The 26978-nt window shown below is 66.5% G+C and carries 22 protein-coding genes and 3 tRNA genes; 10 read left to right on the top strand and 15 right to left on the bottom strand.

The genetic code is table 11. The features are described 5' to 3' along the window. Nucleotides 1-38 precede the first annotated feature (38 nt). The 6 genes from DWQ67_RS11775 to DWQ67_RS11750 form a co-directional block, all read right to left on the bottom strand. Nucleotides 39-668, bottom strand: a complete 630-nt coding sequence (locus tag DWQ67_RS11775) for a mycothiol-dependent nitroreductase Rv2466c family protein (RefSeq protein WP_121485810.1) — start codon at nt 666-668, stop codon at nt 39-41. Nucleotides 669-789: 121 nt separating this feature from the next. Beyond that, nucleotides 790-2064 carry an ATP-dependent Clp protease ATP-binding subunit ClpX gene (gene clpX / locus DWQ67_RS11770; protein WP_121485809.1) on the bottom strand — a complete coding sequence of 425 codons (1275 nt, stop codon included), beginning with the start codon at nt 2062-2064 and terminating at the stop codon, nt 790-792. 135 nt (nt 2065-2199) lie between these two features. Then, complete coding sequence (locus DWQ67_RS11765; protein WP_121485808.1) at nt 2200-2853, bottom strand: ATP-dependent Clp protease proteolytic subunit; 654 nt, start codon at nt 2851-2853, stop codon at nt 2200-2202. Between the two features lie 49 nt (nt 2854-2902). Continuing rightward, nucleotides 2903-3520, bottom strand: a complete 618-nt coding sequence (locus DWQ67_RS11760; RefSeq protein WP_121485807.1) for an ATP-dependent Clp protease proteolytic subunit — start codon at nt 3518-3520, stop codon at nt 2903-2905. Nucleotides 3521-3757: 237 nt separating this feature from the next. Continuing rightward, nucleotides 3758-5074 carry a trigger factor gene (gene tig, locus DWQ67_RS11755; protein ID WP_121485806.1) on the bottom strand — a complete coding sequence of 439 codons (1317 nt, stop codon included), beginning with the start codon at nt 5072-5074 and terminating at the stop codon, nt 3758-3760. A gap of 68 nt (nt 5075-5142) precedes the next feature. Then, a tRNA-Pro gene (locus tag DWQ67_RS11750) sits at nt 5143-5216 on the bottom strand. A 186-nt stretch (nt 5217-5402) separates the two neighbouring features. Here DWQ67_RS11750 and DWQ67_RS11745 point away from each other — a divergent pair. Together DWQ67_RS11745 and DWQ67_RS11740 are read left to right on the top strand one after the other, a co-directional pair. Continuing rightward, nucleotides 5403-7154 (top strand): SH3 domain-containing protein, encoded by a 1752-nt coding sequence (locus tag DWQ67_RS11745; RefSeq protein WP_121485805.1) that lies wholly within the window; start codon nt 5403-5405, stop codon nt 7152-7154. Beyond that, the gene (locus tag DWQ67_RS11740; protein WP_121485804.1) at nt 7154-7852 is read left to right on the top strand and encodes a hypothetical protein; all 699 of its coding nucleotides are present in this window, start codon (nt 7154-7156) and stop codon (nt 7850-7852) included. The genes DWQ67_RS11745 and DWQ67_RS11740 overlap by 1 nt, the downstream gene beginning before the upstream one ends. Before the next feature lie 80 nt (nt 7853-7932). Here the strand turns inward: DWQ67_RS11740 and DWQ67_RS11735 are convergent. Both DWQ67_RS11735 and DWQ67_RS11730 read right to left on the bottom strand, forming a co-directional pair. Then, a tRNA-Gly gene (locus DWQ67_RS11735) sits at nt 7933-8003 on the bottom strand. Nucleotides 8004-8123: 120 nt separating this feature from the next. After that, nucleotides 8124-8597 (bottom strand): ribose-5-phosphate isomerase, encoded by a 474-nt coding sequence (locus DWQ67_RS11730; protein ID WP_121485803.1) that lies wholly within the window; start codon nt 8595-8597, stop codon nt 8124-8126. Between the two features lie 145 nt (nt 8598-8742). On the opposite strand from DWQ67_RS11730, the gene pepN reads away from it, so the two are divergent. The 3 genes from pepN (at nt 8743) to DWQ67_RS11715 (ending at nt 12345) form a co-directional block, all read left to right on the top strand. After that, on the top strand, nt 8743-11295 hold the full coding sequence (pepN, locus tag DWQ67_RS11725) for an aminopeptidase N (RefSeq protein WP_121485802.1): 2553 nt from the start codon (nt 8743-8745) through the stop codon (nt 11293-11295). Further along, complete coding sequence (locus DWQ67_RS11720; RefSeq protein WP_121485801.1) at nt 11292-11795, top strand: OsmC family protein; 504 nt, start codon at nt 11292-11294, stop codon at nt 11793-11795. Before pepN ends, DWQ67_RS11720 begins: the two co-directional genes overlap by 4 nt. Nucleotides 11796-11964: 169 nt before the next feature. Continuing rightward, a complete protein-coding gene (locus DWQ67_RS11715; protein WP_325049633.1) occupies nt 11965-12345 on the top strand; it encodes a globin in 381 nt (126 codons plus the stop codon). Here the strand turns inward: DWQ67_RS11715 and DWQ67_RS11710 are convergent. Beyond that, on the bottom strand, nt 12342-13058 hold the full coding sequence (locus DWQ67_RS11710; RefSeq protein WP_147433690.1) for a hypothetical protein: 717 nt from the start codon (nt 13056-13058) through the stop codon (nt 12342-12344). The two genes, DWQ67_RS11715 and DWQ67_RS11710, sit on opposite strands and share 4 nt — an antisense overlap. A gap of 100 nt (nt 13059-13158) precedes the next feature. Between DWQ67_RS11710 and DWQ67_RS11705 the strand changes: the two genes are divergently transcribed. After that, nucleotides 13159-14028 (top strand): acyl-CoA thioesterase, encoded by an 870-nt coding sequence (locus DWQ67_RS11705; RefSeq protein ID WP_121485798.1) that lies wholly within the window; start codon nt 13159-13161, stop codon nt 14026-14028. A gap of 69 nt (nt 14029-14097) precedes the next feature. Here the strand turns inward: DWQ67_RS11705 and ettA are convergent, their stop codons facing one another. Continuing rightward, nucleotides 14098-15780: an energy-dependent translational throttle protein EttA gene (gene ettA, locus DWQ67_RS11700; protein WP_121485797.1), complete on the bottom strand. Its 1683-nt coding sequence runs from the start codon at nt 15778-15780 to the stop codon at nt 14098-14100. 182 nt (nt 15781-15962) lie between these two features. Beyond that, complete coding sequence (locus DWQ67_RS11695; RefSeq protein ID WP_158595449.1) at nt 15963-16556, bottom strand: single-stranded DNA-binding protein; 594 nt, start codon at nt 16554-16556, stop codon at nt 15963-15965. 237 nt (nt 16557-16793) lie between these two features. On the opposite strand from DWQ67_RS11695, the gene DWQ67_RS11690 reads away from it, so the two are divergent. From DWQ67_RS11690 to DWQ67_RS11680, 3 genes are all read left to right on the top strand, one after another. Further along, a tRNA-Arg gene (locus DWQ67_RS11690) sits at nt 16794-16867 on the top strand. 211 nt (nt 16868-17078) lie between these two features. Continuing rightward, nucleotides 17079-19310, top strand: a complete 2232-nt coding sequence (locus DWQ67_RS11685; protein ID WP_121485795.1) for a hypothetical protein — start codon at nt 17079-17081, stop codon at nt 19308-19310. Beyond that, complete coding sequence (locus tag DWQ67_RS11680) at nt 19307-21106, top strand: HSP90 family protein (RefSeq protein WP_121485794.1); 1800 nt, start codon at nt 19307-19309, stop codon at nt 21104-21106. Before DWQ67_RS11685 ends, DWQ67_RS11680 begins: the two co-directional genes overlap by 4 nt. A 60-nt stretch (nt 21107-21166) precedes the next feature. Here DWQ67_RS11680 and DWQ67_RS11675 read toward each other — a convergent pair whose 3' ends face one another. Beyond that, nucleotides 21167-21577 (bottom strand): dihydrodipicolinate synthase family protein, encoded by a 411-nt coding sequence (locus tag DWQ67_RS11675; RefSeq protein ID WP_325049631.1) that lies wholly within the window; start codon nt 21575-21577, stop codon nt 21167-21169. A 183-nt stretch (nt 21578-21760) separates the two neighbouring features. Here DWQ67_RS11675 and DWQ67_RS11670 point away from each other — a divergent pair, with 183 nt between their 5' ends. Beyond that, complete coding sequence (locus DWQ67_RS11670; protein WP_147433689.1) at nt 21761-22372, top strand: acyltransferase; 612 nt, start codon at nt 21761-21763, stop codon at nt 22370-22372. 104 nt (nt 22373-22476) lie between these two features. On the opposite strand, the gene DWQ67_RS11665 is transcribed toward DWQ67_RS11670, so the two are convergent. The 3 genes from DWQ67_RS11665 to mptB (DWQ67_RS11655) all read right to left on the bottom strand — a co-directional run bounded on the left by DWQ67_RS11665 (nt 22477) and on the right by mptB (DWQ67_RS11655) (nt 26840). After that, a complete protein-coding gene (locus DWQ67_RS11665; protein WP_121485791.1) occupies nt 22477-23583 on the bottom strand; it encodes a GTP pyrophosphokinase in 1107 nt (368 codons plus the stop codon). 93 nt (nt 23584-23676) lie between these two features. After that, nucleotides 23677-25314: a polyprenol phosphomannose-dependent alpha 1,6 mannosyltransferase MptB gene (gene mptB / locus DWQ67_RS11660; RefSeq protein WP_121485790.1), complete on the bottom strand. Its 1638-nt coding sequence runs from the start codon at nt 25312-25314 to the stop codon at nt 23677-23679. Beyond that, nucleotides 25311-26840 (bottom strand): polyprenol phosphomannose-dependent alpha 1,6 mannosyltransferase MptB, encoded by a 1530-nt coding sequence (gene mptB, locus DWQ67_RS11655; protein ID WP_121485789.1) that lies wholly within the window; start codon nt 26838-26840, stop codon nt 25311-25313. Before mptB (DWQ67_RS11655) ends, mptB (DWQ67_RS11660) begins: the two co-directional genes overlap by 4 nt. Between the last annotated feature and the right edge of the window lie 138 nt (nt 26841-26978).

Genomic DNA, 26978 nt, shown 5'->3' with positions numbered 1-26978 from the left:
GGGGCATGCGTTTTTTCGCGGCAGGAAAGACCGCGGAACTAGCCCTCTTCCGTGGCCGAAGGGTCCTCGTTGCGGGAGCGCTTGAGCTCAAAGAAGTGCGGGTAGTTCGCCAGCGTGACCGCCGCGTCGAAGAGCTCGCCGGCCAGCTCACCCTGGGGGACCCGGGTGATGACGGGGCCAAAGAAGCCCACGCCGTTCAGTGCCACCACTGGCGTGCCCACGTCGGAGCCCACCAGCTCCTGCGCGGCCTGGGTGGACTCACGCAGCGCGGCGTCCAGTTCAGCGTTGTCCCACTCGTTGATCAGCTCCGCGGGGAGCCCCACCTCCGCGAGGGCCTGAGCCACGGACTCCTTGCGCTGTTCCTGGCCCTGAGAGAGTCCCTGGTCGTGGAAGCGGGTGCCGATGCCCGTGTAGAGCGCGCCGAGCACCTCGGCGCCGGCGGCGGCCTGGGCCGCGGCCACCACACGAATGGCGCCCCAGGTGCCGTCAATGTGCTTGCGGTAGTCCGGGGCAAGCTCCCGGCCCTCGTTGACCACGCCCAGGCTGATGAGATGCCAGTTGATGGTGATGGGGCGGACCTTCTCCACCTCCAGGATCCAGCGCGAGGTGCACCAGGCAAAGGGACAGGCCGGGTCAAACCAGAAGTCGACGGTGTTCTTCGTGGACATGTGAGTCTCCTTCATCTGCAGGGGGAAGGCCGGTGGAACTGCGACGGGCCCACCCCATCCTTGCACCGGTGGGTGCGGGAGGGGCGGGCCCGTGACGATCGGTGTCGCTGGGAAGGCGCGGTCAGGCCGACTTGGGGCGGCGCTGGGTCTCTTCACGCAGCACCAGGGTGGGTGCGGCATGATCCGTCACGACCGCCTGGGTCACGATGACCTGCGCCAGGTCGTCGCGGCTTGGCACCTCAAACATGACCGCGCCGAGCGTCTCCTCGAGGATGGAGCGCAGGCCACGAGCGCCCGTGCCCCGCTCAAGGGCCTGATCCGCGATGGCGTCCAGCGCCTCCTGGTCAAAGGCCAGCTCCACGCCGTCCAGCATGAACATCTTCTGGTACTGCTTGATCAGAGCGTTCTTGGGTTCCGTCAGGATGCTGATGAGGGACTCGCGGTCCAGGTTCTCCACCGCGGTGATGACGGGGAGGCGGCCAATGAACTCGGGGATCAGGCCAAACTTCAGCAGGTCCTCCGGTTGCACGTCCGCGTAGGAGACCTCGGAGCTCTTCAAGTGCTCCAGCGGGGCACCAAAACCGATGCCCTTCTTGCCCGCGCGGCTGGCGATGATGTCATCCAGGCCCGCGAACGCACCGGCCACGATGAACAACACGTTGGTGGTGTCGATCTGAATGAACTCCTGGTGGGGGTGCTTGCGCCCGCCCTGCGGGGGGACGGAGGCCACCGTGCCCTCCAGGATCTTCAGGAGCGCCTGCTGCACGCCCTCACCAGACACATCGCGGGTGATGGAGGGGTTCTCGCTCTTGCGCGAGATCTTGTCGATCTCGTCGATGTAGATGATGCCCTGCTCGGCGCGCTTGACGTCAAAGTCCGCGGCCTGGATGAGCTTGAGCAGGATGTTCTCCACATCCTCTCCCACGTAGCCGGCCTCCGTGAGGCTGGTGGCATCCGCAACGGCGAACGGGACGTTGAGTCGCTTGGCGAGGGTCTGCGCCAGGTAGGTCTTACCGGAGCCGGTGGGGCCGATGAGCATGATGTTGGACTTGGCGACCTCCACCTCATCCAGCTCGCGGTGCTCCAGGGCGCCGGAGAGGGAGGAACCCTGCCCGTTGATGCGCTTGTAGTGGTTATAGACGGAGACGGCCAGGGCCTTCTTCGCGGCCTCCTGGCCCACCACAAACTCCTGCAGGTGATCAAAGATCTCCCGAGGGCGCGGGAGCTCAAACGCCGACTCCTCGACGACCTCTACCGCCTCCTCATCGATGATCTCGTTACAGACCTCGATGCACTCGGTGCAGATGTAGACGCCGGGCCCGGCAATCAGCCTGCGCACCTGCTTCTGGCTCTTCCCACAGAAGGAGCACTTCAACAGGTCGGAACTCTCGCTCATCTGTTGCCCTCTTACGACTAGACATTCTTGGTTGGCGGGGGAACCGCCTCACTCAACTGTAAGTGAGGGGTACCCCGGAATGCTGAAGGCGCGGCGTCACGAGGTCTCGTGACGCCGCGCCTTCAGGCTGTTACCTCAGCGCGAGATGGCCGTCGGCTTCATCTTGCGGGGGGTGATGACCTCGTCAACCAGGCCGTACTCCTTGGCGCCGGCACCGGTCATGAACAGGTCACGCTCGATGTCCTTGTCCACGCGCTCCACGGTCTGGCCGGAGTGACCGGCGATGGTCTCTGAGAGCCACTTGCGCATCCGCAGGACCTCCTCGGCCTGAATCTCCAGGTCAGAGGCGGTTCCACGGCTGCCGCCGCCCAGCGCGGGCTGGTGAATCATGACCGTGGCGTTGGGCAGCGCAAGCCGCTTGCCCTTGGTGCCGGCGGTCAGCAGCACGGCGGCCGCGGACATGGCCTGGCCAAGGCACACCGTCTGGATCTCCGGGCGCACAAACTGCATGGTGTCGTAGATGGCCGTCATGGCCGTGAACGAGCCGCCGGGAGAGTTGATGTACATGGTGATGTCGCGCTCGGGGTCCATGGATTCCAGGACCAGGAGCTGCGCCATGATGTCGTCAGCTGCGACGTCATCAACCTGCGAGCCGAGGAAGATGATGCGGTCCTCGAACAGCTTGGCGTAGGGATCCTGACGCTTGAAGCCGTAGGGGGTGCGCTCCTCAAACTGCGGGAGGGTGTAGCGGTTGGTGGGCAGGTTCTCTGCCTTGCCGTTGAAGATCATTGAGTATCTCGTCTCAGAAAGGAAGGTGTCTGGAGGGAGGCGGGGGCGCTCAGGCGCCCATGCCGCCGTTGCCGGCCACGTGGGTGGAATTGGTCGCGATGTGGTCAAAGAAGCCGTACTCCAGGGCGTCCTTGGCGTTGAACCAGTTATCGCGCTCGTTATCCAGGAGGATGGTCTCGACACTCTGGCCGGTCTGCTCGGCCGTGAGCTCGCTCATGACCTTCTTCATGTCCAGGATCAGCTCCGCCTGGATACGAATATCCGAGGCGGTGCCGCCGATGCCGCCGGAGGGCTGGTGCATCAGGATGCGCGCGTGCGGGGTGGCGTAGCGCTTGCCCGGCGTGCCGGAGGAGAGCAGGAACTGCCCCATGGAGGCGGCCAGGCCGGTCGCTACCGTCACCACGTCATTCGGGATGAACTGCATGGTGTCGTAGATCGCCATGCCCGCGGTGATGGAACCACCGGGCGAGTTGATGTACAGGTAAATGTCCTTCTCGGGATCCTCCGCGGAGAGCAGCAGCAACTGCGAGCAAATCGCGTTGGCGATGCCGTCCTCCACCTCGGTGCCGAGCCAGATGATCCGCTCCTTGAGGAGGCGGTTGTAGATGTAGTCCTCGCGACTGGCCGCATCGACCGAGGCCATGCGGGGGGTGGCGTCGTTGGTCATCTTAGATTCCCTCTCAACGTATCCGGTGCTCCCGCCGATGAGGCGGTGCCCGGGACTGGTCTGCTGCCTAGACAGTACCCAGCAAGACCCGCCCGCCGCGCGCGCGTCGGGCCCGTTTCGCTGTTGGCGCACGGTGCGCGGGGGTGCTGCGCCCAGAGCGTACGACGGCGGGCCGTCACCTTCGCGAAAAAGGTGACGGCCCGCCGTCGGTCAGGTGGGCTTGGCCCACCGAAAGGACTACTCGGCCGAGTCGGCCTCGTCGTCGCCCGCCGGGGTCACGAAGGAGGCAAGGTCAATGGTCTTGCCCTTCGAATCGGTGACCTTGGCCAGCTCAAGCACGCGGGCCAGAGCCTTGCGGCGGCGAACCTCGCCGACCATCATCGGGACCTGGCCGGCACCCTCAAGCATCTGAGCGAACTGGTTGGGATCCATGCCGTACTGCTGCGAGGTCTGGATCAGGTACTCGATCAGTTCGGGCTGCTCGACGCCGATGTCTTCCTTCTCGGCGACGGCGTCAAGGACGATCTCGTTGCGGAAGGCGTTCTCGGTGTTGGTCTTGATCTCGGCGCGGTGGGCGTCGGTGTCGTGATCCTCGGCCTGGTTCTCGCCGTTGAAGTGCTGCTCAATCTGCTCGTTGATGACGGACTCGGGGACCGGCACCTCCACCAGATCGGTGAGCTTGACCAGGACCTTGTCGCGGGCCTCGATGCCCTGCTCCACGATCACGTCTTCCTGGGCCTTCTCCACGAGGGAGGCGCGCAGCTCGGCGATCGTGTCGAACTCGGAGGCAAGCTGAGCAAAGTCGTCGTCTGCCTCGGGAAGCTCGCGCTCCTTGACGGCGGTCAGGACAACCTTGACCTGGGCGGTCTCACCGGAGTGATCGCCACCGGCCAGGGTGGTCTCAAAAGCCGCATCCTCATCCGCGGACAGACCAGAAAGCGCCTCATCCAGGCCCTCGATCATGGTGCCGGAGCCAATGAGGTAGGAAAGGCCGGTGGCCTCGTCGATGGTCTCGTCACCGATGGTGGCGGTCAGATCGATGGTGGTGTAGTCGCCATCCTTGGCGGGGCGCTCCACGGGCTTGAGCGTGCCGAAGCGGCCGCGCAGCTCATCCATGGCCTTCTCCACGTCGGCGTCGCCGGCCTCGCGGGCCTCCACCTCAACCTCAAGACCGGAGTACTCCGGGAGCTCGATGGTGGGACGGACGTCTACCTCGATGTCAACCACGAGGTCACCCTCGGCGTTGTTCTCATCGATGGGGGCAGAGACAACCTCCACCTCGGGGCGGGCAAGGGGGACCACGTCCGCCTCTTCAACCGCCTGGCGGTAGAAGTCATCCAGGCCGTTGTTGATGGCGGTCTCGATGACGTAGCCGCGGCCCACGCGCTGATCGATCAGGCGGGAGGGGACCTTGCCCTTACGGAAACCCGGCACCTGGATCTGCGACGCGATCTCCTTGTAGGCGGCGTCGATGCTCGGCTTGAGCTCCGCGAACGGGACCTCGACGTGCATCTTGACCCGGGTGGGGGAGAGATTCTCGACGGCGCTCTTCACAGCGTGCTGCTCCTGACGGTTGGATCGTTGGACCCCATAAGACATGGGAATCCGGTCTTGATTACGAGTCGGGGAGACAGGATTTGAACCTGCGGCCTCACGCTCCCAAAGCGCGCGCTCTACCAAGCTGAGCTACACCCCGATTGGTGCACGGTTTAGTTTACGCACAACCGCGCCCCTGCCCCGAATCCGACCCGGACCCGGCCGGATCTGCCCTCGCGGACCAAAAGTGATGCGCCAACGGATGGAGAAAGCATAGAATGACACCTAGCGACCGGTGGTAGCCACCCGTTGCGGCCTGTCATCAGTTCGTCTTTGGGGGAAGTCCATGAACAGCCAGACCACACGTTCGCGCGCGGCCAACGAGCCGCCGCAACGTTTCTCACGCACCGCACGCCGCACGGGATGGGCGGGTGCCGCCCTTCTTCTCTCGTTGGGATTGATTCCGCTCTCCCCCGCCGTCGCGGCCCCGGCTCCCACGCCGTCGCCCACTGGTGAGGCGACTCCCGAGTCAAGCGACGCACCCAGCCCAACGCCGCAGAGCACTGCCGGCCCCACGCCGTCGGCCCCGGCCAGCTCAGCGCCGGCCACGCCGAAGCCCTCTGCGAGCGCCACGCCCAAGCCGCCCGCCGCGGCGGACAAGCCGGACAAGCCGTTTGTGGCGATCTATACCAAGGCCCCCACCAAGCTGCTGAAGTCCCCGGACGCCAAGGCCCCCGTCGTCGTGACGGCCATGGGCGGCTCACACCTGATGCGCCAGGCAACGCGCGGCACGTGGGCCAAGGTGAGCTACGGCAACGTGGTGGGCTGGGTCCTTTCCAGCCAGCTCACCGGCAGCAACCCCACCGCCAAGAAGAACACCGCGGCTTACTCCACGCGGGCGCTGGCTCTCTCCGCAGCGACCAACCCCAACGGCGGCCGCATCGCCGTCCCTGCCGGCTCGCGGATCACCGTGGTGGGTTCGTTGCGTGACTGGGAACGCATCAGCTACAACGGCCGCGCCGGGTTCACCCTGAAGGGCTCCACGTGGCGCACCACCGCGCCGACAGTGAAGGTGAAGCAGTACAGCCGTTGGGTCAATGCCAAGACCGCCCTGCGCACGGATACCACCCCCGCCGCCAAGGTGGCCATCACCATCCCCGCGGGGACGCACGGCTATGTGGTGGCCAAGCGCGGCGATTGGTCCCAGCTCAACGTCGGCACCAAGTCGGCCTGGGTCCTGACCTCCCAGCTCGCCACCTCCGCCAAGAGCGTCAAGGTCAATTACAAGCGCTGGGTCAATAAGTCCATGCGCATGACCCCGCTGCCGAACTACTCCACGAGCGGCTCACGAATGCTCCCGGTGGCCACGCTGGTGACAGCGCTGCGCTCAAGCGGGGACTGGGTGCAGGTGAAGGTCGCCGGGCGGACCGGATTCCTTCCCAAGTCCAAGCACCTTTCCTCCCGCCTCACGGTGAATAAGGCCTCCAACACGGCCCGCTTCGCGAGCAAGTCGATTGCCCTCCGCGCGGATCCGCGCCGCTCCCCCTACGCCAAGTCCCTGAAGCGGATTTCGGCGGGGACCAAGGTGCAGGTCACCGGGCGCGTGGGCGGCTGGGCGCGGGTGAAGTACGGATCCACGACCGGCTACGTGGTAGAAAAATCGGATCTGGTCCGCACCAACAAGAATTCCTTCTCCGTCTACGGCACGCTGCGCAGCAAGGGTGTCTCCAACCACCACATGGCTGGATCCACGCAGCGCGACGGTCGGCCACGCATCGACTCCACCAACCTGTACTTCTGGAAGCGCATGGCGAAGTCCAAGAACGACGTCACGGTGATTGCGCGCGGCAAGGGCAGTGTGGTGCAGGAGCAGTACATATACTCCGCCTCGCGGGGCAAGAAGATGTTCAAGAAACTGGATGGTTTCGAGTCGTACTACCGCATCGGTGGGGCCCGCGTGTATACCGCGCAGGTGAAGCGGCTGACGGACGGCACCAGCTCGTGGACGTTCTACGCCAATCCCAAGCTGGAAACCAAGCTCAAGCGCCAGTCCACCCTGGTCCGCGACGGCGACTTTAACCATCGGCGGCGCTACTGATGGCGAAAGGGGCGTCATGTGGCGTTGGCCTGGGCCTGGCGGCTCTTGCGTTTGCGCTGGCGGCCTGCACCGCCGCTCCTGACTCCGGCGCCTCACAGCAGGCAGGCCCAAGCGCCACCGGATCGGCGAGTGACTCCAGCGGTTCCGGTGCCAGCACCCAGGCGTCCGGGCCACCCGCGAGCAGCACTCCCCCAGCGAGCGCGTCCGCGCTGGCGACGGATCCCAACACCGGAAGCAAGGTGGAGGTCGACGCGCAGGGCCGGGTCTCACGTGCCCCTGGACAGGCCGGGACGCTCACCGAGCCCAACAACAACAAGGCTGCGTTCACCATCACCGTGGCCTCCAGTCGCCGGCTCAACGGCTGCGTCATGCGTGGCTTTGGGGACAAACTCACACCCGAGCGCGGAGGCTTTGTGGAGGTGAAGGTCTCCGCGACTCTCTCCAAGGCCTCCCCCGAGGAGCAGGTGGGCCTCACCGCCGAGTCCTTTGTTCCCCTTGACGCCAAGGGCAAGCCGCTCGCCGAGTCCGCCTGGAGCCAATCCGCCGAGGGCTGCGAGATCAAGAACCCCTTGGACATCCTGGTGGAGGCCGGAGGCACGTCTCAGGGCGAGCTGATGCTGGATGTGCCCAAGGGCACGGTCTCCATCGCGTTTGATCCGGAGGGCGCCAAGGGCTGGACCTGGCCGCTGAGCAAGTAGCACCCGGCGCAAAAAAGTTGTGGCCCCCATCAACGATGGGGGCCACAACTGTTGCTCGGTCAGGGCCGAGCTTCTAGCGGAGGGGTAGACGGGAATCGAACCCGCGTAGTCAGTTTGGAAGACTGAAGCTCTACCATTGAGCTACTACCCCGCAGGGCTTGCGCCCGTACGGATTGAGAGTACCGGCGGGGCCCAGTCAGCCGCAAATCGGCGGTAGCCGCGATGGCAGCCGCCGCCACGGTAGTCGCCGCCCGGCACCGGTGAGGCCCGCTTAGGCCTCCACCACCCCGGTGCGCTCGTAGACACCGATCTTGTTGATGCGGCGCACGTGGCGCTCCGCATCGGAGAAGGGCTCCGCGATGAAGGTCCGGATCAGTTCCGTGGCCTCCTCGAGGCTGTGCTGGCGCCCACCGACGGCCACCACGTTGGCGTTGTTGTGCTCGCGGGCCAGCTTGGCTGTGTCCTGATTCCACACGAGCGCCGCGCGCACGCCCTCCACCTTGTTGGCCGCGATCTGCTCGCCGTTGCCAGAGCCGCCAAGCACAATGCCCAGCGCCTGGACCCCGGCGCCCTGGTCCGCGACGACTGCCAGCGCGGCGTTGATGCAGAAACTTGGGTAGTCATCCTGGGCGTCATAGGCCGTGGGCCCGTGATCGATCACGTCATGGCCGTCCTGACCCAGCACCTCGATGAGGTGGTGGCTTAGCTCAAGGCCGGCGTGGTCGGTCGCGATGTGGATGCGCATGAAGCTCTTTCCCTCTGGCCCGCATGGGCGATTTTTTGCTTAGGACCAGTTTATGGGGTGTAAAGCGTCACGCGGGGTGCAAGGATGGTGCGGAAGTCTTCAACACTCGTTTCAGACGTAGTTTTCACCGACGAAGGGAAGTCCCGTGCCGGGTCTCAACCTCACCCGGGCCGAGGCGCAGGAGCGCGCCGGCCTTGTCAGCACCGAGTCCTACGAGGTCCACCTGGACCTGACCAGTCCTGGCACCACCTTCCGCTCACGCACCACCGTGCGGTTCGCCGGCACGGCCGGCGCCTCCACCTTCATCGACGCCGTGACGCGGGAGGTGCACTCGATCACCCTCAATGGCACAAGCCTTGATCCGCAGGTGGTGGCCGACGGCGTTCGCATCCAGCTCCCGGAGCTGGCGGCGAGTAACGAGCTGGTCGTGGACGCGACGCTTGATTACTCCACCACCGGCGAGGGGCTGCACCGCTATGTGGACCCGGCCGATGACGAGGTGTACCTCTACACGCAGTTTGAGGTGCCGGACTCGCGTCGCGTGTTTGCCGTGTTTGAGCAGCCGGATCTGAAGGCCACCTTCGCCTTCACCGTGGATGCCCCCGGCCACTGGGACGTCATCTCCAACCAGCCCACCCCGGAGCCGGAGGCCCTCCCGAACGGCACGCGCCGCTTCGCCTTCTCCCCCACGCCGCTGCTCTCCTCCTACGTGACCGCCATCGTGGCCGGTCCCTACGAGGCCAGCCGCTCCTCTGTCACGAGCTCCGACGGCCGCGAGATTCCCCTCGGTGTCTTCACCCGCCGCTCCTTGACCCAGGACATGGACGCGCACAACATCTTTGAGACCACCGCGCAGGGCTTTGAGTTCTTTGAGGCCCAGTTCGGCACGCCATACCCCTTTGAGAAGTACGACCAGCTCTTTGTGCCGGAGTTCAACGCGGGCGCCATGGAGAACGCCGGCTGCGTGACCATCATTGAGGACTACGTCTTCCGGTCCAAGGTGCCCCAGGCCACGGTGGAGCGCCGCGCCATCACCGTGCTGCACGAGTTGGCACACATGTGGTTTGGCGACCTGGTCACCATGAAGTGGTGGAACGACCTGTGGCTCAACGAGTCCTTCGCGGAGTTCATGTCCACGCTTGCCGCGGCGGAGAACACGCCCTTTGACAACGCCTGGACCACCTTCTCCGCCATGGAGAAGTCCTGGGCGTACGCGCAGGATCAGCTCCCCTCCACCCACCCCATCAAGGCGGAGATTAGGGACCTGGAGGACGTGCAGGTCAACTTCGATGGCATCACCTACGCCAAGGGCGCCTCGGTATTGCGCCAGCTGGTGGCCTGGGTGGGCCAGGAGTCCTTCATGGCGGGCGTGCGCAGCTACTTCGCCAAGCACTCCTTCAAGAACACCGAGCTCAAGGACCTCTTGGTGGAGCTGGAGGCGGCCAGCGGCCGCGACCTGTCTCAGTGGAGCTCCGAGTGGCTGGAGACGGCCGGCGTGAACATCCTGCGCCCGGTGCTCACCACCGACCCGGACGGCAAGCTGACCTCGCTGAGCATCTCCCAGGAGGCCCCGGCGGATCACCAGCACTTGCGCGCGCAGCGCATCGGCATCGGCTTCTACGACCTGGACGAGTCCGGCGCGTTGGTGCGCACCCAGCGCGTTGACCTGGACATCTCCGGTGCCAGCACGGACGTGCCGGAACTGGTGGGCCTGGCCCGCCCCGCGCTGCTCCTCGTCAACGACGGCGACCTGGGATACGCCAAGCTGCGCCTGGATCCCACCTCCCTCACGACCGCGATGGGCCACCTGCGCCACATCCAGGATCCCCTGGCCCGTGCCCTGGTATGGGGCGCCGCTTGGGATGCCACGCGCGATGGCGAGATCCCCGCCCGCGACTTCATCAACCTGGTGCTAGACAACGTGGGCCCCGAGTCTGACTCCACGGTGGTCAAGTTGGCCTTGGCGCAGTTGCGCTCCGCCGTGGGCCGTTACGTTGCGGCCGACGCCGCTGGGGCCACCCGAACGGAGGCGGCGGATCGCCTGTGGTCGCTGTCTCAGGACGCTCAGGCCGGCTCCGACTCGCAGTTCCAGTTCGTGACCAGCTTCTCCCTCCTGGCCTCCAGCCCGGAACAGCTTCAGACCGTGGCCGGGCTGCGTGCGGGAACCGTGCGCCTTGATGGCCTGGACATCGACACCGACCTCAGCTGGGAGCTGCTCACCAGCCTGGTGGTCGGTGGGGAGGCCGGCGAGGCGGAGATTGCTGCCGCCTTGGAATCGGACCGCTCCTCCGGCGGCGAGCTTGCGGCGGCGCTGGCCCGTGCCGCCGTCCCCACGGCGGAGGCAAAGGCCGCGGCCTGGGCCTCCGTGGTGGACTCCGACGCGCTCTCCAACGCCATCCAGCGCAGGGTCATCATGGGCTTCACCCGCGTGCCCAACGCGGAGTTGCTCCAGCCGTACGTTGAGCCGTACTTCGGGGCGTTGAAGAACGTGTGGGAGACCCGGTCCTACGAGATTGCCCAGGCGATCGTGACCGGCCTGTACCCGGCCAAGCCCACCTCCGAGGCCACCCTGGCCCGCACGGATGTGGCCTTGGAGGGGCTCGGTTCCGAGCTGCCAGCGCTCAAGCGCCTGCTCTCCGAGGCTCGGGATGACATGGCCCGCGCGGTCACCGCCCAGAAGGCCGACGCGGCCCGATGAGCACCGACTCGCCCGGCCCCCAGCCCAGCCACGGCTTTGACGTTCAGGTGGCGTGGGACGGGCCGGGCGAGCACCCCACGGACAACGTCCGCCGCTTCCCCCGCGGGGCAACGGCGGCCGCGGAACCGGCGGCCGCCGGGGTGCCAGCGCTGCGGGTCTCCGCTGCCCGCACCTTCTTTGGCGACCGCGACGCCTGGAACCCGGAGACGCTGCTGCTCACTGCCCTGGCGCAGTGCCATCTCTCTGCCTTCCTGCGCCAAGCCGGGTTGCACGGCTTCCGCGTGACCTCCGCCACGGTGCGGGCCCACGGGGAACTCACGGTGGACGCTGACGGAGCCGGGCGGCTGGTCCGCGCAGCGCTGACCCCGCACACGCGCTTTGAGTCAGACCCGACTCAGGAGCAGCTGCGGGGCCTGCATGAGGAGGCCCACCGCCAGTGCTTCATCGCCAACTCGGTGGCGTTCCCGGTGAGCGTTCTGGAACAGGAACAGGGACACTAGAGGCATGGTCTCCCCCGAACGTCCCCAGCAGCGCCCAGACGCACCCCACGCCACCCTTCCCGAGGCGGCCGCACCGAGCGACGGCGGCCCCATTGAATTGGGTGGGTTGCGCAGCGTGGGCAAGGCGGCCACAGTGGCCGGGCCCGCCCCGACTGACGCCGAAGCGGGCGTGGATCCTGGATCCATCTACGCCCAAGTGGGCGGGGAACCCACCTTCCGCAGGCTCGTGGCGGCGTTCTACGCGCAGGTCGCGGAGGACCCGATCATGCGCCCCATGTACCCGGAGCAGGACCTTGGCCCGGCCGAGGACCGCCTGCGCCTCTTCCTGATCCAATACTTTGGCGGGCCCACCACCTACTCGCAGGAGCGCGGACACCCCCGCCTGCGGATGCGTCACATCCCGTTTGCGATCGACTCCGCGGCCAGGGACGCGTGGCTGCGGCACATGCGCCTGGCCCTGGATGAGGTCCAGCTGCCCCCCATGTACGAGGCCATGATGTGGGACTACTTTGAGCGCGCGGCCACCGCGATGGTTAACACCGCCGGCTAGGCGCCCGGTGAGGCGCCTGCGCGCCACAGGAGCGTGCCGCCGTGGGCGGAGAGCCGCTGCCATGCACCGGCCGCAAACCGTCGTGAGCTCTGCCCGGGGGCCAGGAAGCCGTAGGCGTGGGCCAGGAACGGAGCCCCGGAGATCACGCCCTCGCCCAGCGATTCCTCCGGCGAGTTCCACACCGCGTCCCGCGCCGCGAAGACCAGGGGCTGCCCAGGATCCTGCGGCAAGGCCTCTTGGACCCGTGAGGCGACGCCGCGCGCGGCGGCCACCCACGCGTCGTCGGGCACCGTGCCCCGCTCCTCCCAGGCCACCCCAAGGGGCACCAGGGACGTCCACGGGGCGCTGGGGCGCGACGGCGGTACGTCGAGTTGGGCGGGCCCGCTCACCTCGGTGCGTGCGAGCCGAGCCAGGCGGTCGCGCAGCTCCGCGACCGGAACCACCACGTCCAGCTCGGCGGGAGTAGCCAAGCGCACGCCGCGCTGGGCAATGAACACGGGCGCGGGGGCACCCAGCATGAGCGGGAAGGCCGCCGCCACGTGCAGCGCCGCGACCGGCCCGCGCGCAATCAGGCGAGCCACGCCGTCGCGCACGCCCACCGCCCTGGTGAGGAATTGGTCAAGGTCCCGGGCGTCCTGCAGGTCAAGCAGCATGAGCGGGGAGGACCCGGCTGGGGTGTCCTGAGGGGCCAAAGGCAAAGAATCGGGGGGCACAGTCCTAGTCTTTCACGTCCCGGAACGCACTTCTCGGGGCTCCAGGCTGGATACGATGGACAGGCTGCCGGGGAAGGCCCGGAGCACCGGACGGAGGATCATGACATCCACCACGCAGTTGCTGCTTGGCTTGCTGGAGTTGGACGACGTGGGTGCGCGCACCCACGAGGACATTTACGTGGGCCACACCCCCGCGCTTGGCCCGCCCAGGGTCTTTGGCGGGCAGGTCCTAGCGCAAGCTGCCATGGCCGCGACATACACGGTGGATGATGAGCGGCCCATCCACTCCCTGCATGGCTACTTCCTGCGCCCCGGTGACACCGGCACGCCGATCACCTACGGCGTGGACCGGCTGCGCGATGGCCGCTCGTTCTCCGCGCGGCGGGTGCACGCCTACCAAAACGGCGTCCCCATCCTCTCCATGATTGCCTCCTTTGAGACCCCCGGAGAGGGGCTGGACTTCCAGGACACCATGCCCCAGGGGGTGGCGGATCCGGAGTCGCTGCCCACGGCGGCGGAGGAGCTGGCCGGGATCGATCACCCGATGGCCAGGCTGTGGGCGGAGCACCGGCCGTTTGATATGCGCTACCCAGAGGGTTCCGTGTACCTCACGACGCCGTCCGTGACCGAGCGCAACATGGTGTGGATGCGGACTAAGGAGCCCTTCGGGGATGACCCGGCGCTGCACCGCGCGGCCCTGGCCTACGGCAGCGACTACACCCTGATTGAGACGGCCCTGCGCCGCGCGGGGATGAACTGGATCTCAGCCGGCGCCAACATCGCCAGCCTTGATCACGCAATGTGGTGGCACCGCCCGGCCCGCGTGGACGAGTGGCTGCTCTACGTCCAGGAGGCGCCGAGCGCCCAGGGGGCCCGAGCCCTCATCCGCGCGTCCGTCTACAACCGCCAGGGTGAGCTCGTGGCGACGGTGATGCAAGAGGGCATGGTCCGCCCCGCTGGTCGCGACTGATCTACCCACACGCCACAGGGCCCCGCCGATCCGAGGATCGGCGGGGCCCTGTGGCGTTGCACCCGTGGATTAGTCGCGGGTCAGGCGGCGGTGCGTGACGCGATGAGGCTTGGCCGCCTCCGCGCCCAGGCGCTCCACCTTGTTCTTCTCGTAGGACTCAAAGTTGCCCTCAAACCAGTACCAGCTGGCCGGGTCCTCATCCGTGCCCTCGTAGGACAGGATGTGGGTCGCGATGCGATCCAGGAACCAACGATCGTGGGAGATGACCACGGCGCAGCCGGGGAACTCCAGCAGAGCGTTCTCCAGGCTGGAGAGCGTCTCCACGTCCAGGTCGTTGGTGGGCTCATCTAGCATCAGCACGTTGCCGCCGATCTTCAGCGTCAGCGCCAGGTTGAGGCGGTTGCGCTCACCACCGGAGAGCACGCCCGCCTTCTTCTGCTGATCCGGGCCCTTAAAGCCAAAGGCGGAGACGTAGGCGCGTGAGGGCATCTCGACGTTGCCGACGTTGATGTAATCCAGGCCGTCGGAGACAACCTCCCAGACGTTCTTCTCCGGATCAATGCCGCCACGGTTCTGATCCACGTAGGAGATCTTGACCGTATCGCCGATCTTGAGCGCGCCATCGTCCAGCGTCTCCAGGCCAACGATGGTCTTGAACAGCGTGGACTTACCCACACCGTTGGGACCAATCACGCCGACGATGCCGTTGCGCGGCAGCGAAAAAGACAGGCCGTCGATCAGGGTGCGGCCATCGAATCCCTTGTTCAGATCCTGGGCCTCCAGGACCAGCGAACCCAGGCGCGGGCCCGGCGGAATCTGGATCTCCTCGAAATCCAACTTACGAGTCTTCTCCGCCTCAGCGGCCATCTCCTCGTAGCGGGCCAGACGAGCCTTGGACTTGGTCTGGCGACCCTTGGCGCTAGAACGCACCCAGTCCAGCTCATCCGCCAGGCGCTTGGCCAGCTTCTGATCCTTCTTGCCCTGCACCTCGAGGCGCTCGCGCTTCTTCTCCAGGTAGGTGGAGTAGTTGCCCTCGTACGGAATCAGGCGACCGCGGTCTACCTCTGCGATCCATTGCGCCACGTGATCCAGGAAGTAACGATCGTGGGTCACGGCCAGCACGGCGCCGGGGTAAGACTGCAGGTGCTGCTCCAGCCACAGGACGGACTCGGCGTCCAGGTGGTTGGTGGGCTCATCAAGGAGCAGCAGGTCCGGCTTGGAGAGCAGCAGCTTGCACAGGGCAACACGGCGGCGCTCACCACCGGAGAGGTTGGTGACCGCGGAGTCTCCCGGCGGGCACTGCAGGGCATCCATGGCCTGCTCCAGCTGGGAGTCAATGTCCCACGCGTCCGCGGCGTCGATATCCGCCTGGAGCGTGCCCATCTCTTCCAGCAGAGAATCGAAGTCGGCGTCCGGCTTGGTCATCTCCTCGGAGATCTCGTTGTAGCGAGTGATCTTCTCGTAGATCTCTCCCACGCCCTCCTGGACATTGCCCAGGACCGTCTTTTCCTCGTTCAGAGGGGGCTCCTGCAACAGGATGCCGACGGAGTAACCGGGGCTGAGGCGAGCCTCGCCATTGGACGGGGTGTCCAGGCCGGCCATGATCTTCAGAATCGTGGACTTACCGGCGCCGTTGGGTCCCACCACGCCGATCTTGGCGCCCGGGTAGAACGACATGCTCACGTCATCCAAGATGACCTTGTCGCCCACCGCCTTGCGGGCCTTGGTCATGGTGTAAATAAACTCGGCCATGCTCTCCACTCTTAGTTCGTCGATTGGGCCGCAGAAGGGAGGGCCCGGAAGTTCGGTGCGGGATGCGGTCGCCGCAACAAGCACGGCAGGACGCGCGCATCCACTCCTCACCAGTCTAAGCCGCTGCGCCGGTGAGTCCATCCCCGGCCCGTTTCTCCCCCCGCGGCCCGCCGCCGCCCGCGCTACGCGACGCTCACCTCTTCCTTCTCCTGCTGATCCGCTGACTCCGCATCCTGGGCATCCCCTGCCCCATGACCGTCCAGATCCCAGGCGTGGCGCTCGGAGTCCTGGTGCTCCGCCTCCAGCATCACCCCATCCGCATCCACGTTGCTGGGACGGTCCTCGCCTGCGCCCTGCGTGTTTGCCGACTGAGCGCCGTCAGCCGACTGAGCGGCGTCGGCCGGCTTTGCGCCGGAGAACATGCGCCGTGCGTACGTGGCGGTCCCCAACACCAGGTCGTGGCCCACCGACTCCGCCTCAATGCCGACGGAGGTGCCCGTCCCGCCCTCCTTGCGATCAAACTGCCGAATACGCAGCCGCCCGGTGACCAGCACCGGCTCCCCCTTCTTCACGGAGCACTGCACGTTCATGGCCAGCTCGCGGAAGCAGGACACGCCAAACCAATTCGTCTCCCCGTTGACCCACTGCCCGCTGGCGCGGTCAAAGTAGCGCGGCGTAGCGGCCAGGCGGAACGTGGTGACCCGCGTCCCGCTGTCATAGGTCGTCAAGCTGGGGTCCGTTGCCACGAACCCGCGTACCGTCACCATCTCAGTCATGGTCTTGCCTCTCATCCGTCGTCCCCGGACGAGCGCCGCCCGGATCTTTAGCGTGCTGCACCCCGCGGGGCCGCTGGGGGCGAGTTTCCGCATCCGTGGACAACGCGCCGAGAATCCGCCGTGTGGGCGGTTTTGTGAGGGACGAGCGCGCCGGGGCATTCCCGCAGCCCCACACCAGGGTCAAGGTCGTGACAGGCTCCCGCTATGCTTGTTCTCGGCGGTTTCTAGGGTCGCCACGCCTCCATAGCTCAGCTGGATAGAGCAGCAGCCTTCTAATCTGCCGGTCGCGCGTTCGAGTCGCGCTGGGGGCACCTCTGGTCCGAAGTTCCGACGTACAGCCACATGGTGTCGTCGGGACTTCGGCCTTTTGCGTTCAGCGGAGCGCTACTGACCATGTGCGGGCGATGCACACGGACGAACGACACGCGAGCGAGTTCGTCAAAAGCGACTATGTTGGCCGAAGCATCTCTTGGGGCCCCAGCGGGCCGCGCCGAAGACACACTCGGAGACTCGGAGGACCACATGATCGGTTACGCGGACCTGCAGGACCTTCAGGGCGAGCAGCGTGAGCGCATCCAGGCGCTCTACGATCGCAGTCACCAACTCTGGGATCTGCCGGAGGACATGGGCAAGATCGACGCTATTGAGGAGTTCATCGGTGACTGCGAGCGTGCGCAGTTGCCACCCCTCATGGCGAGTGCGCTCTTCAATCTGCACATGACGTACGGCAGCGGCGGATTGACCCGTGAAGCGCTCTCTACCTTCGCCCGGCTCATGCGTCATCTGGACCGCTTCGGGGACCTGGTTCATCCCAGCAACGTCACGCGCATGCTCAACGCGGTGGCCACGAGTACTCTCACCGTGCTGGAGGACCCGACCATCCCGCTGGAGCAGCTCACTCGAGTCATCGATCTAGTCGAGGCTCAGGTGCGCACCCGCGGCACCGACCCGGTCGGCGTGATGGTCGCCAGGGCGGCAGTCGCCGCAGCCCGTGGCGATGGCGCCGAGACCGCCGAGTGGATTGAGCGGTGGCGATCCGAGGCCAGTGAGGAATGGCGAGCAGATGATCTCGGTGTGATCCAGATCGAGCTGCCGCTCATCGCTTGCTTTGACGTGAAGCACGCCGCCGAGACGCTAGAGCAGCGGCTACGGATGGTGGGCATTGACCGCCACCGAATCGACCTTCAGCAGCGCACCGAGGCAATTCCCCTGCTCGCCATGCTCGGCTTCTTCTACCTCCGCTCCGGCAACGTCGATGAGGCCAGGGCCATTGCCGAGCAGCTGCTCCAAGGCGTCGAGATGGAGGTGCTCGTGCGCACGGCAGTGGCCATCTACCTCATTCCTCTTCTTGAGCATCGCCCCGAGGCGGCCCTCGTCGTGGTTGACGACGTGCTTCGCAACCTGCCATTGGATGAGAGTGACGCAGAGACTCTGGCGGCCGTGGCGCGCAACCGCCTCCTCGCCGCGCCTGACGGGGAGGAGGGTGGGCTGCTCAGAGCTCTCGCGGAGCAGGCCGCAGGCGCCTATGACCGGCGCGGGGCAACCGATGTGCGGCGCCGTGAGCTTGAAGACTTCTGGTGGGCAGGCATTGCCTCCCGCCCCGCGCCAGCTGTGGTGAAGGACGCAGGCATCTGGGCAGACCCGGGTGAGCGCGCACTGAGGATCCTCTCGGCCGGCTGGCTGGACAGAGAAGGCGTGGTGCGTGAGGACCGCATCCCCACGTCCCTGTGGGACACATACACGGCTCAGTTCGCCCGCTTGCCTGAGCTCATGTCCACGCAGACTCTGGACGAAACCGATGCCCTCGCTGCCGAGCTGGAGGCTGAGGGGAAGATACTTCACTGCGCCACCACACGCTTCTGTGTGCCGCTCTTTCACTCGCTGCAGGCGTCGACGCTCGGTGCCAACGGGCGCGTCCTTGAGCTCTACCAGCGCGCGCAGCGCGCCCTGCTGAGCGACCCGACGGCGGTGAACGCCATGTACCGGGGGTTCTCGCCAGCAGCGTTCCTGGTCGCCACTCTCGATGCCGTCGCCACGCCAAGCGTGGCGTGGTCGCAGATCAACGAGGTCATCGCAGATGAGGATGATTTGCGTCAGTGGACTGGTGGCTCTGATGCCAGGATTCACTTCGCTCAAGCGGAGATCGCCGCCCACCTGGGCGATCTGGAGGGGCTTCGCGAACACAGCGAGCGGATGTTCGCCCGCCTAGCCGCCGACGAAGAACCTTTTGATCGGAACATCCTTGACATCGTCGCGATCCAGCGAACGGCGCTGACTCTCCCGGATATCGCAGAGTCGGCGGCCCTCCGGGTCGCAGAAGCGGGCAACGAGCAACAGCGTCGCGGCGCTGCCGGCTGGCTGTGCTGGATGCGGGTTCGCGACGGCGACCGTTCCGGCGCGACCGACCTTGCTGCGCTCCTCGAGTCCATCGGCGGCGCCGTCTCGGAGATCGAACATCTGCCCGGCTGGGCGCTGCTCGAGGGCCTGGCAGAGGCGGGGATCGATCTGGTATCGGTCGTCGATGCGCTGCTCGAGGAGGCCACAACGGACGACTTCACCGAAATCGAACTCTTCGCCGCCGCGAGCCGCGTGTTGCGGGACCACGCACCGGAGGATCCGCGCGGACCGCAACTGCAAGACTTCGTGGAGGATCTGGCGCGTGGTCTGGACGAGCGCAACGGCAATCACAGGTGGAGCTCGCATCTACGAGACCGTTGGCTTGGCGAGGACCGAATCTTTGGGGCACAGGCATGACAGACGAGCGTTTCCTGGTGGACCTGCGAGGGCTGGTCGACATCCTGTCCCACCACCTGTACTCCAGCCCACGGGTCTATCTGCGCGAGCTCATACAGAACGCGAGGGATGCGGTGATCGCTCGGCACGAGCTCGCCCTGGACTCACCGGAGGAGATCACCATCGCCGTCGATGAGGGCTCGGGCGCAGTGGTCGTCCGCGACCAGGGCATCGGCCTCACCGAAGAGGAGATGCGTGACGTGTTGGCGACGATCGGCGCCTCGAGCAAACGCGAAGACTTCGCTCAGACCCGGCGCAAATACCTGGGGCAGTTTGGCATCGGGCTCTTGTCTTGCTTCCTGATCGCGGACCGTATCGAGGTGCGGTCCCGCAGCGCGCGTACCGCAGACGCGCCCACGATCAGCTGGGTGGGGAGCGCGGACGGCACGTTCACCATCCGCGCCGCCACCGAACCCCTGGCCGAGCCGGGGACGGAGGTGCGCGTGCAGGCCCGGCCGGATGACCGGGAATGGACGCACCCGCATCGGGTGCGGCTGCTGGCCGAACGCTTCGCGGGGCTCCTCGATCTGCCCGTGGTGCTGCACCGCGGACCGGAGTTGCCCACTGAAGTGATCAGCCAGCGGACTCTGCCGTGGCAGGGCAGTGCCCGGGAGATGGAGGCTTGGTCGCAGCGCGAGTTGGGTTTCCGCCCACTCGCCATCCTGCCGATCGCTGTGCCAGCGGCGGGGGTGCAAGGGCTCGCGTTCGTCGCAGGTAGCCCGGGTCAGGTCGGTTCGCTTCGGGGCGACACCGTCTATTCCAGGGGAATGTTCGTCACCGACAGCAGCGTGCAATTGGTGCCCACGTGGGCGTACTTTGTGCGCCTCGTCATCGACGCCGGCGATTTGCCCCTCACAGCGTCCCGTGAGGCCCTTCAAGATTCGGCCACGGTCGACGCTGTCAAGGAACAGATAGGGATGCAGATCCGCGAGGGCATCGAGCGGTTCGCCGCAACCGATCCGGCCGGTTTCGCGAGGTTCCTAGACGTGCATGCCAAGGGACTGATGGCGATGGCCGTCAGCGACGACGACATGCTGGAGCTGGTGTCGCAGAGCGTGCAGTGGGAGACCAACCAGGGCGACCAGACGCTGGTGCAGATGCGGCGAAGTGCGGAGTCGGTGCAGTACACCACCTCGATGACCGACTACACGGCCTTTGCTCCGCTTCTCGCCGCGCGCGGGACTCTCCTGGTGAACGCCTCCTATGTGTATGGACACGAGATCATGCGACGTCTGGTGGAACGCCCACTCCGAGGGGCTCGCTTGCGCGCCTTCGATACAGGCCGATTCGTCGATGAGCTGTCGCGGCCCCTCGCCGGTGACACCGCCGCACAGTTGCTCCAGGAGCAGGCGGGACCGGTGCTGCGCCACCTCGGCGTCGCGCTAGACCTACGTGAATTCGCGCCCGTCACCGTGCCCGTGCTGTACGTCGGTGCGAGCGGGAACCCGGACTTCGACTACCTCGGTGACGGCCACACTGACGGCGATGACGCCTGGGGCGAGCTCCTCGGAGAGCTGGTCACCCCAGCTGGGCCAGTCGCCACGTCGGGGCCACGCCTGATCGTCAACGTCGGCAGTACATCGGTGCGCGCACTGGGGAGGATCACGGATCGCGCGCTCCGCGAGGAGGCCATCGCCGGCCTCTACGTCATCGGCCGGCTCACCGCGGGTGAGCGACTCCAGCCGGAAGATGCGGTGCTCCTCAACCGGGCCTTGCAGGCGCTGTTGACGGCGGCGGGCGCCGGCGGCGGTGAGTGAAGGACGGGCCGCCTCAAACCGCTGCCCCTGCGATGCGGGCGTTTCGTCCCGCTGCGGGAACTACGCGAGCAGGTGAAGTTCGCGCAACACCTGGGACACTCTGGCGCGCTGGTGTGCATCCAGCCCCTGGATGGGCAGCGGCAGGCTCCGGCGCGGCGCCAGGCCCAACTCCTCGGCGATAGCCGCCGTCACCCGCAGGCTCCCGCCCTCGCGGGCGAAGAGCTCCCACAAGGGCCCCAACTCCTCAGAGAGGTCCAGGCCCTCCTGGTGGCGCCCCTCCTGGACGGCCCGTGTGATGCGCAGCGCGGGCTGGGGTAGCGTCCCGGCGATGACGGAGTACCAGGCGTCGCAACCGGCCACCAGGCCCGCGGCGGCGACCGAGTCACCGGAGACCCCCAGGCTCACGTGCCGGGGAATTATGGCACGAATCTCTTGCACACGCGCCCGCGCCGCCTCCGGATCGGCGGGCACCGCGGCCCGCTCATCCGGGCGTAGATAGGCGTAGGAGCCCGTGGAGCCCAGCGCGGTGACGGGGTCCTTTCATCTAAGACTCAGCCCACGATAGGGGCGCAAACATGCTTTCGGAAAGGAATCTCTGGCCTTTGCGGCGCGCTGATCTCCTTCCTCTCAGGCGGTGATGGTAGTTTCATGCGCGTGACCTCCAGTGATTTTCGCACCCGCCCGCTCGACGAACGCGGCAACATCGTGGCCCAAGACGGCACGCTTGACCAGCGCGCGCATGTCGCCTTCGCGGGGCGCAACAACCGCCTAGTGATTGACGGTCAGGTGCGCCTGGACAAGGTCACCATCCGCTTTCGGGGAGACAACGCGCAGGTCACCATTGGCGCCCTTGCCCCGGGTGAACGGCTCAGCCTGGACCTCTCCGTGGCGGACGGCGCCAAGATCGAGATCGGCGCGAACGTGACCACGGAGAAGGTTCTCACGGTCGCCACGACGGACGGTGCGCACGTGCGCATCGGCGCCGGCTCCCACCTGGGCAACAACGTGAGCATCGTGGCAGATGACTCCCGCCGCCTTGGCCCCCGCCAGGACGAGCGCAGAAACGACGTCACGATCGGCGCCAACGTCTGGATCATGCGGGCCACCGAGGTCCGTGCTGGCGCCAACATTGGCGACGGTGCCGTCTTGGAAATGGTGCCGCTCGTGGATGATGAGCTCCCCGCCGGGATGCTGGTTCGCGGGCTCCCCGCGACCGCCGTGCGTCCGGTGACCTGGGACCCCGAGTCCCTCACCGCCTCCCGCTGAACGCGGCGGACCGCGGTCCCGACCCAAGAAAAACTGTGCCCGACGGCGACGCTCACGTCGCGCCGTCGGGCACAGTTTTTTTGGTGGTGACGAAGCAGACTCCGCTAGGAGTAGTCCGCGTCCCCGCCCAGGCTGCCGCGCCCGTAGGTGCGCATCTGTTGCAGGCGCCGGCCCAGTGAGGCCCGGCGGTGCTGGTCCTCCCCCGCCGTCTTCTCGATGTGATCGCGGCCAAAGGTCCACAACAGCAGGTCATCCAGCAGCCGGTCGGGGCCCGGAGAGTAGCGGTGATCAAGGGCGGCGCGCACGTTCGTAATGGTTTGGGCGTCCAGCAATTCCACCAGCTCACGCGCCGTGAAGATGCCGTGAGCGTGAAGCAGCTCAAGCGCCCAATCCCAGTCGTTGTCCGTCTTGCGATCAAGGTGTGGCCACAAGGTGCGCCACACCTCCCCCACGCGCTCCGGCGAGAGTTCCTCGCCGCCAACGCCCTGGGCGTCCCAGTAGGAGCGGATCAGGGCGTGGCGCTCGTCAATGTCGGTGAACACGCCCTCCACCGACTCAAGCATGGCAGCGGAGGCCGTGAACTGGCGATCAAGCGCGGGGCTCCAGGCGCGCGGGTCCTTGCGCTTAAAACGGATGTCGTGCTCAATCTCGCTCCAGGCGTGGGCCAGGATGGTGCGGATCTGGACCTCAAAAACGAAGGGCAGCTCCGAGCGGGGGTGGCGGGCCAGGAAGGCGTCAACCACCTCATCGTGGCGCGGGCGCAGCACCAGGTGACGGCTGGAGTAGCCGTAGGTCCCGGACTCCAGCGAGCCAATGTCCTTCTCACGATCCGAGCGGCAGTAGAAGGGCCCGCGGCGGCGCTTAATGACCGCGGCCGCCTCGCGGACATCCCGGGGCAGCTTCACAATCACGCGGACGCCCACCAGGTCATGCAGGTGGGAGACCGGATCGGGGAACTCCAGTTCCAGCTCTTGAGCGTCGTCCTGGGAAAAGACGGTGCGGGAGGCCTTTTGGCGAAAGGACTCCACGGACTTGCTGCGGGCCGTGACGAACAAGGGGACCACATCGGAGCCCTCAAACAAGTCCGCCACCTCGCGGCGCAGGTGCTCGGTGACCTCTTCCAGCTCGGGGCGCAGTGCTCGGTAGTCATCCACCGAGGACGCCACTCGACTCTTGAGTGCCTCGTCTAACTGCTTCCATGCCTGAGCCATGAGGCCCCCCTTCTGCCGCGTTGGCGCCCTCTTGGCCGCTTGTCAGGTTATCAGCGTGACGGCAGCGGACGCGATGTCATGGCGCCGCCGGATTCAGGACGCCGGGCTGCGGGGCGTGCTCCGCGCGTCGGCGGGTTGGGCCACCAGCGGGCGCAGGGCGATGCTCTCCGACTCCGTGGGGCCCCGCCACAGCGCCTTCAGGCTAAAGCGGTGGAACATGGCCCGTTGCGAGGGGGCAAGGATGAAGAGGAAGACCCAGGCCAGCCCGCCGATCGCCAGGGCGGTGAGCTTGATGACGGTGACGTTGACCCATTCCGGCAGGGAGAGCTGATCCACCAGGCAGTAGAAGGCCAGGAAGGCCGAGCCGGCCAGCAGGATCTGCTCCCACGGCCCGTGCCAAGCGCGCCAGGCGGCAAAGAAGGGCAGCACCCAGAACAGGTACCACGGCTGGATCACCGGGTTCATGATCACGGCGAGCAGGAGCACGCAGCCCGTCTGCCACACCGGGGAGGTGCGTGGATGGCGCAGCGCAAGCCAGAAAGCGGCGCCAATGGCCACCACCTTGCCAAGTGAATAGACCACGGACTGCACGGCTGACCCGGCGGCGGGTCCGGCCACGAGCGCAACCAGGGCGCCCAAGCCAAGGCCCAACAGTCCGTAAGGGGCAAACGGGAACGCCGCTCCGCCCTGGTCCATCATGGCGCCAATCCACCCAAACCAGAGCCCGGTCATCCCGCCGAGCACGGCCAGCACGCCGCCGACCACCACCCCGGTCACGCCCCACGCTAGAAAGCGGGCGCGCCAGGTGGCGTTGGTCCCCACCAGGGCAAGACCCACGGCGGGAAGGGCAATCACCATGATGGGTTTAATGGCGATGGCGGCCGCGACTAACAGGATGGCTGAGGCGCGTTTTTTGTGCAGCGCCGCAGTGAATCCGGCGAGCATCAGGCCCACCATGATGGAGTCGTTGTGGGCGCTGGCGACCATGGAATAGATGAAGAGCGGGTTCGCCAACACAATCCACACGGCCCAGCCGGCGTCCGTGCCGTGGGAGCGGGCCAGGCGCGGAAGGGTGACAAGGCAGAGCAGGACTCCGGCGCATGCCAGGAGCCGGAAGAGGACCACGTAGATCTCTGGCCGCCACGCCGAGATGGCCGTGACGCCCTCTGCGATCAGCAAGAAGAGAGGGCCGTATGGCGAGGAGGACTGCGCCCACAGCCCGTCCGAGCCCTGCGCCAACCAGCCGGGCATCTGCCCCACCACGTCGTGGTACGGGTCCTGACCCAGCATCAGGAGCCTGCCCTGCGCGGCGTAGGAGAAGACGTCGCGGCTCATCACCGGGAAGGAGACAAGCCACGGGGCAGACCAGATCAGCACCGCGCGGGTGGCAAGTTTCAGGCCGCCGGCGCCCCTGATGTAGCGGCCCATTTGAGTCCAGGCCCACATGAGCGCGATGGCGCTGAGCACCAGGACAACGGCGCACACGAACAGGCCGATGTCATTGACGCGCAGCGGGCGCAACACACCGGCCGTGGCGAAGATGGAACCCTGCGCGCTTGGCATGAACCCCACGCCCCACGAGGCGATGGTGCCAAGCACCGAGGCCAGCACGCCACAGATCAGGGCACCGCGCGGCGTCGTGCCGTACACCAGCGGGCGCGGCAGGCGCATCAGCGCCCTGCGCAACCGCTCGACGGCGTTGGCGGGCGGATGCGCGCTGGCGCGGGTCACCGCTTGGCCTCGCGGCGCCTGGCAAAGGGCCGCTTGCGGGGCAAGAGCGCCTGGATAGAGGCCTTGGTTGGCTTGGCCGCCAGGACCAGGAGGGCCGCGCAGCCGATGGAGACGCAGACGGAGATGACCTGAAGAATCGCCTTGTAGTCGGCCACGAACTGCCACACGAAGAGCTGGTCAGAACATCCAAGCGCAACAAAGAAACCGACGGTGACGACCACCCAGAGGCTTTGCCAGTCATCGCGAATCCCGGTCGCGGCGAAGAAGGGCAGGAGCCACAACAGGTACCACGGGTGAATCACGGGTGAGAGCACCACCAACGCTGTGAAACCGATCAGCATGCGTTGGACCAGGCGGCTGTAGCTACCGCGGAAGAGCAGGTACACAATCACCACGACAGCGACCAAGCGGCCCAGCATTTGGACGGCGGGCAACACCCAGGCCGAGTCAAGCTGCAGCACGGTCAGGACGCCGGCAAAGAAGAGGACGAGCAGGCCAAGTGGTGCGTAATTGACCATGTACCCGCCGCCGGAGGTCAGCGTGGCCTTGACCCAGCCAAAGCCGAAGCCGCCCGGCAGACCCATGATCGCGAGCATGCCCAATGCCAAGGCTGCCGAATACACCCAGTAGCGGATGCGCCGCGGCCACGAGGAGCCCTGCCCGGCCCAGAGCAGGCCAAGGAAGGGGAGCATCACGATGGTGATGGGTTTGATGCCGATGGAGAGCACCAAGAGGAAGACCGCGAGCACGCCCCAGCGCCGAGCAGCGAAGTAGGTGGCAGCGACGGCCAGTCCGACCATGAGCGCGTCGTTGTGCGCGCTGGCGATGAAAGAGAGCAGGAAGAGGGGGCTTGCCGCGGTGATCCACACGGCGCGCTGCGGGTTGACCCCGTGAAGCGCGGCGAGCTTGGGCAGAAAGACCAGCACCAGCGCCATGCCGGCCCACGCCAGCAGGCGGAAGGCAAAGACCCCCGCCTCCGTATTGGTGCCGGTGAAGTGAACGATGGCGGCAGCCATCCAATAGAAAAGCGGGCCGTAAGCCGTTTGTGAATCCGCCCAATACGCATCTGCGCCGAGCTGCAGCCAGTTGTTGATGGAGGAAATGGACTGCTCGTAGGGGTTCCCGCCGGCCAAGACAATGCGTCCCTGGCCTATGTAGGCAAAGACATCCCGGCTAAAGATGGGAAGGGCAATCATCATGGGCAGGGTCCAGAGCACCATGGCCGTGACCGTTGGCTTGATGGAGCCGGTCCACGGCTTCAGCTCGCGACCCAACCGCAACCAGGCCGCGACCAGCATCCAACAACCCAGCGTTAACAGGACCGTGACGGTGATGAGGCCGGGCAGCTCCGTGCGCCAGGGGATGAGCCACTTCCAGCGGTTCACGGGTGAGCTGGGGGCAAGCCAACCCACGCCAAAGGATCCGCAGAGCACCAAAATGGACCCAACAAAACCAAACAGGAGGGTGCCAAGGTGGGGCCGGAGGGCCGATCCAACGGCCTGAGTCGCGGGTGCCGCGTCACTCATGGTTAGCGTCCCTTTCACACGGCCGCACAGAACTCGCGACAGCCTAGCATCGGGGCCTTGTGGAGCCTTGGAGGTGCCTGCGGGCATGCCTGAGTGTTGGGGGGAAAGCCATGCTGGGGAGAGCGGCTCCGCCCAGGT

The organism is Galactobacter caseinivorans, from assembly GCF_003640665.1.
Lineage (GTDB): Bacteria > Actinomycetota > Actinomycetes > Actinomycetales > Micrococcaceae > Galactobacter > Galactobacter caseinivorans.
Note: the sequence above shows the minus strand (reverse complement) of the source record. Positions and strands in the feature narration are given on the sequence as shown.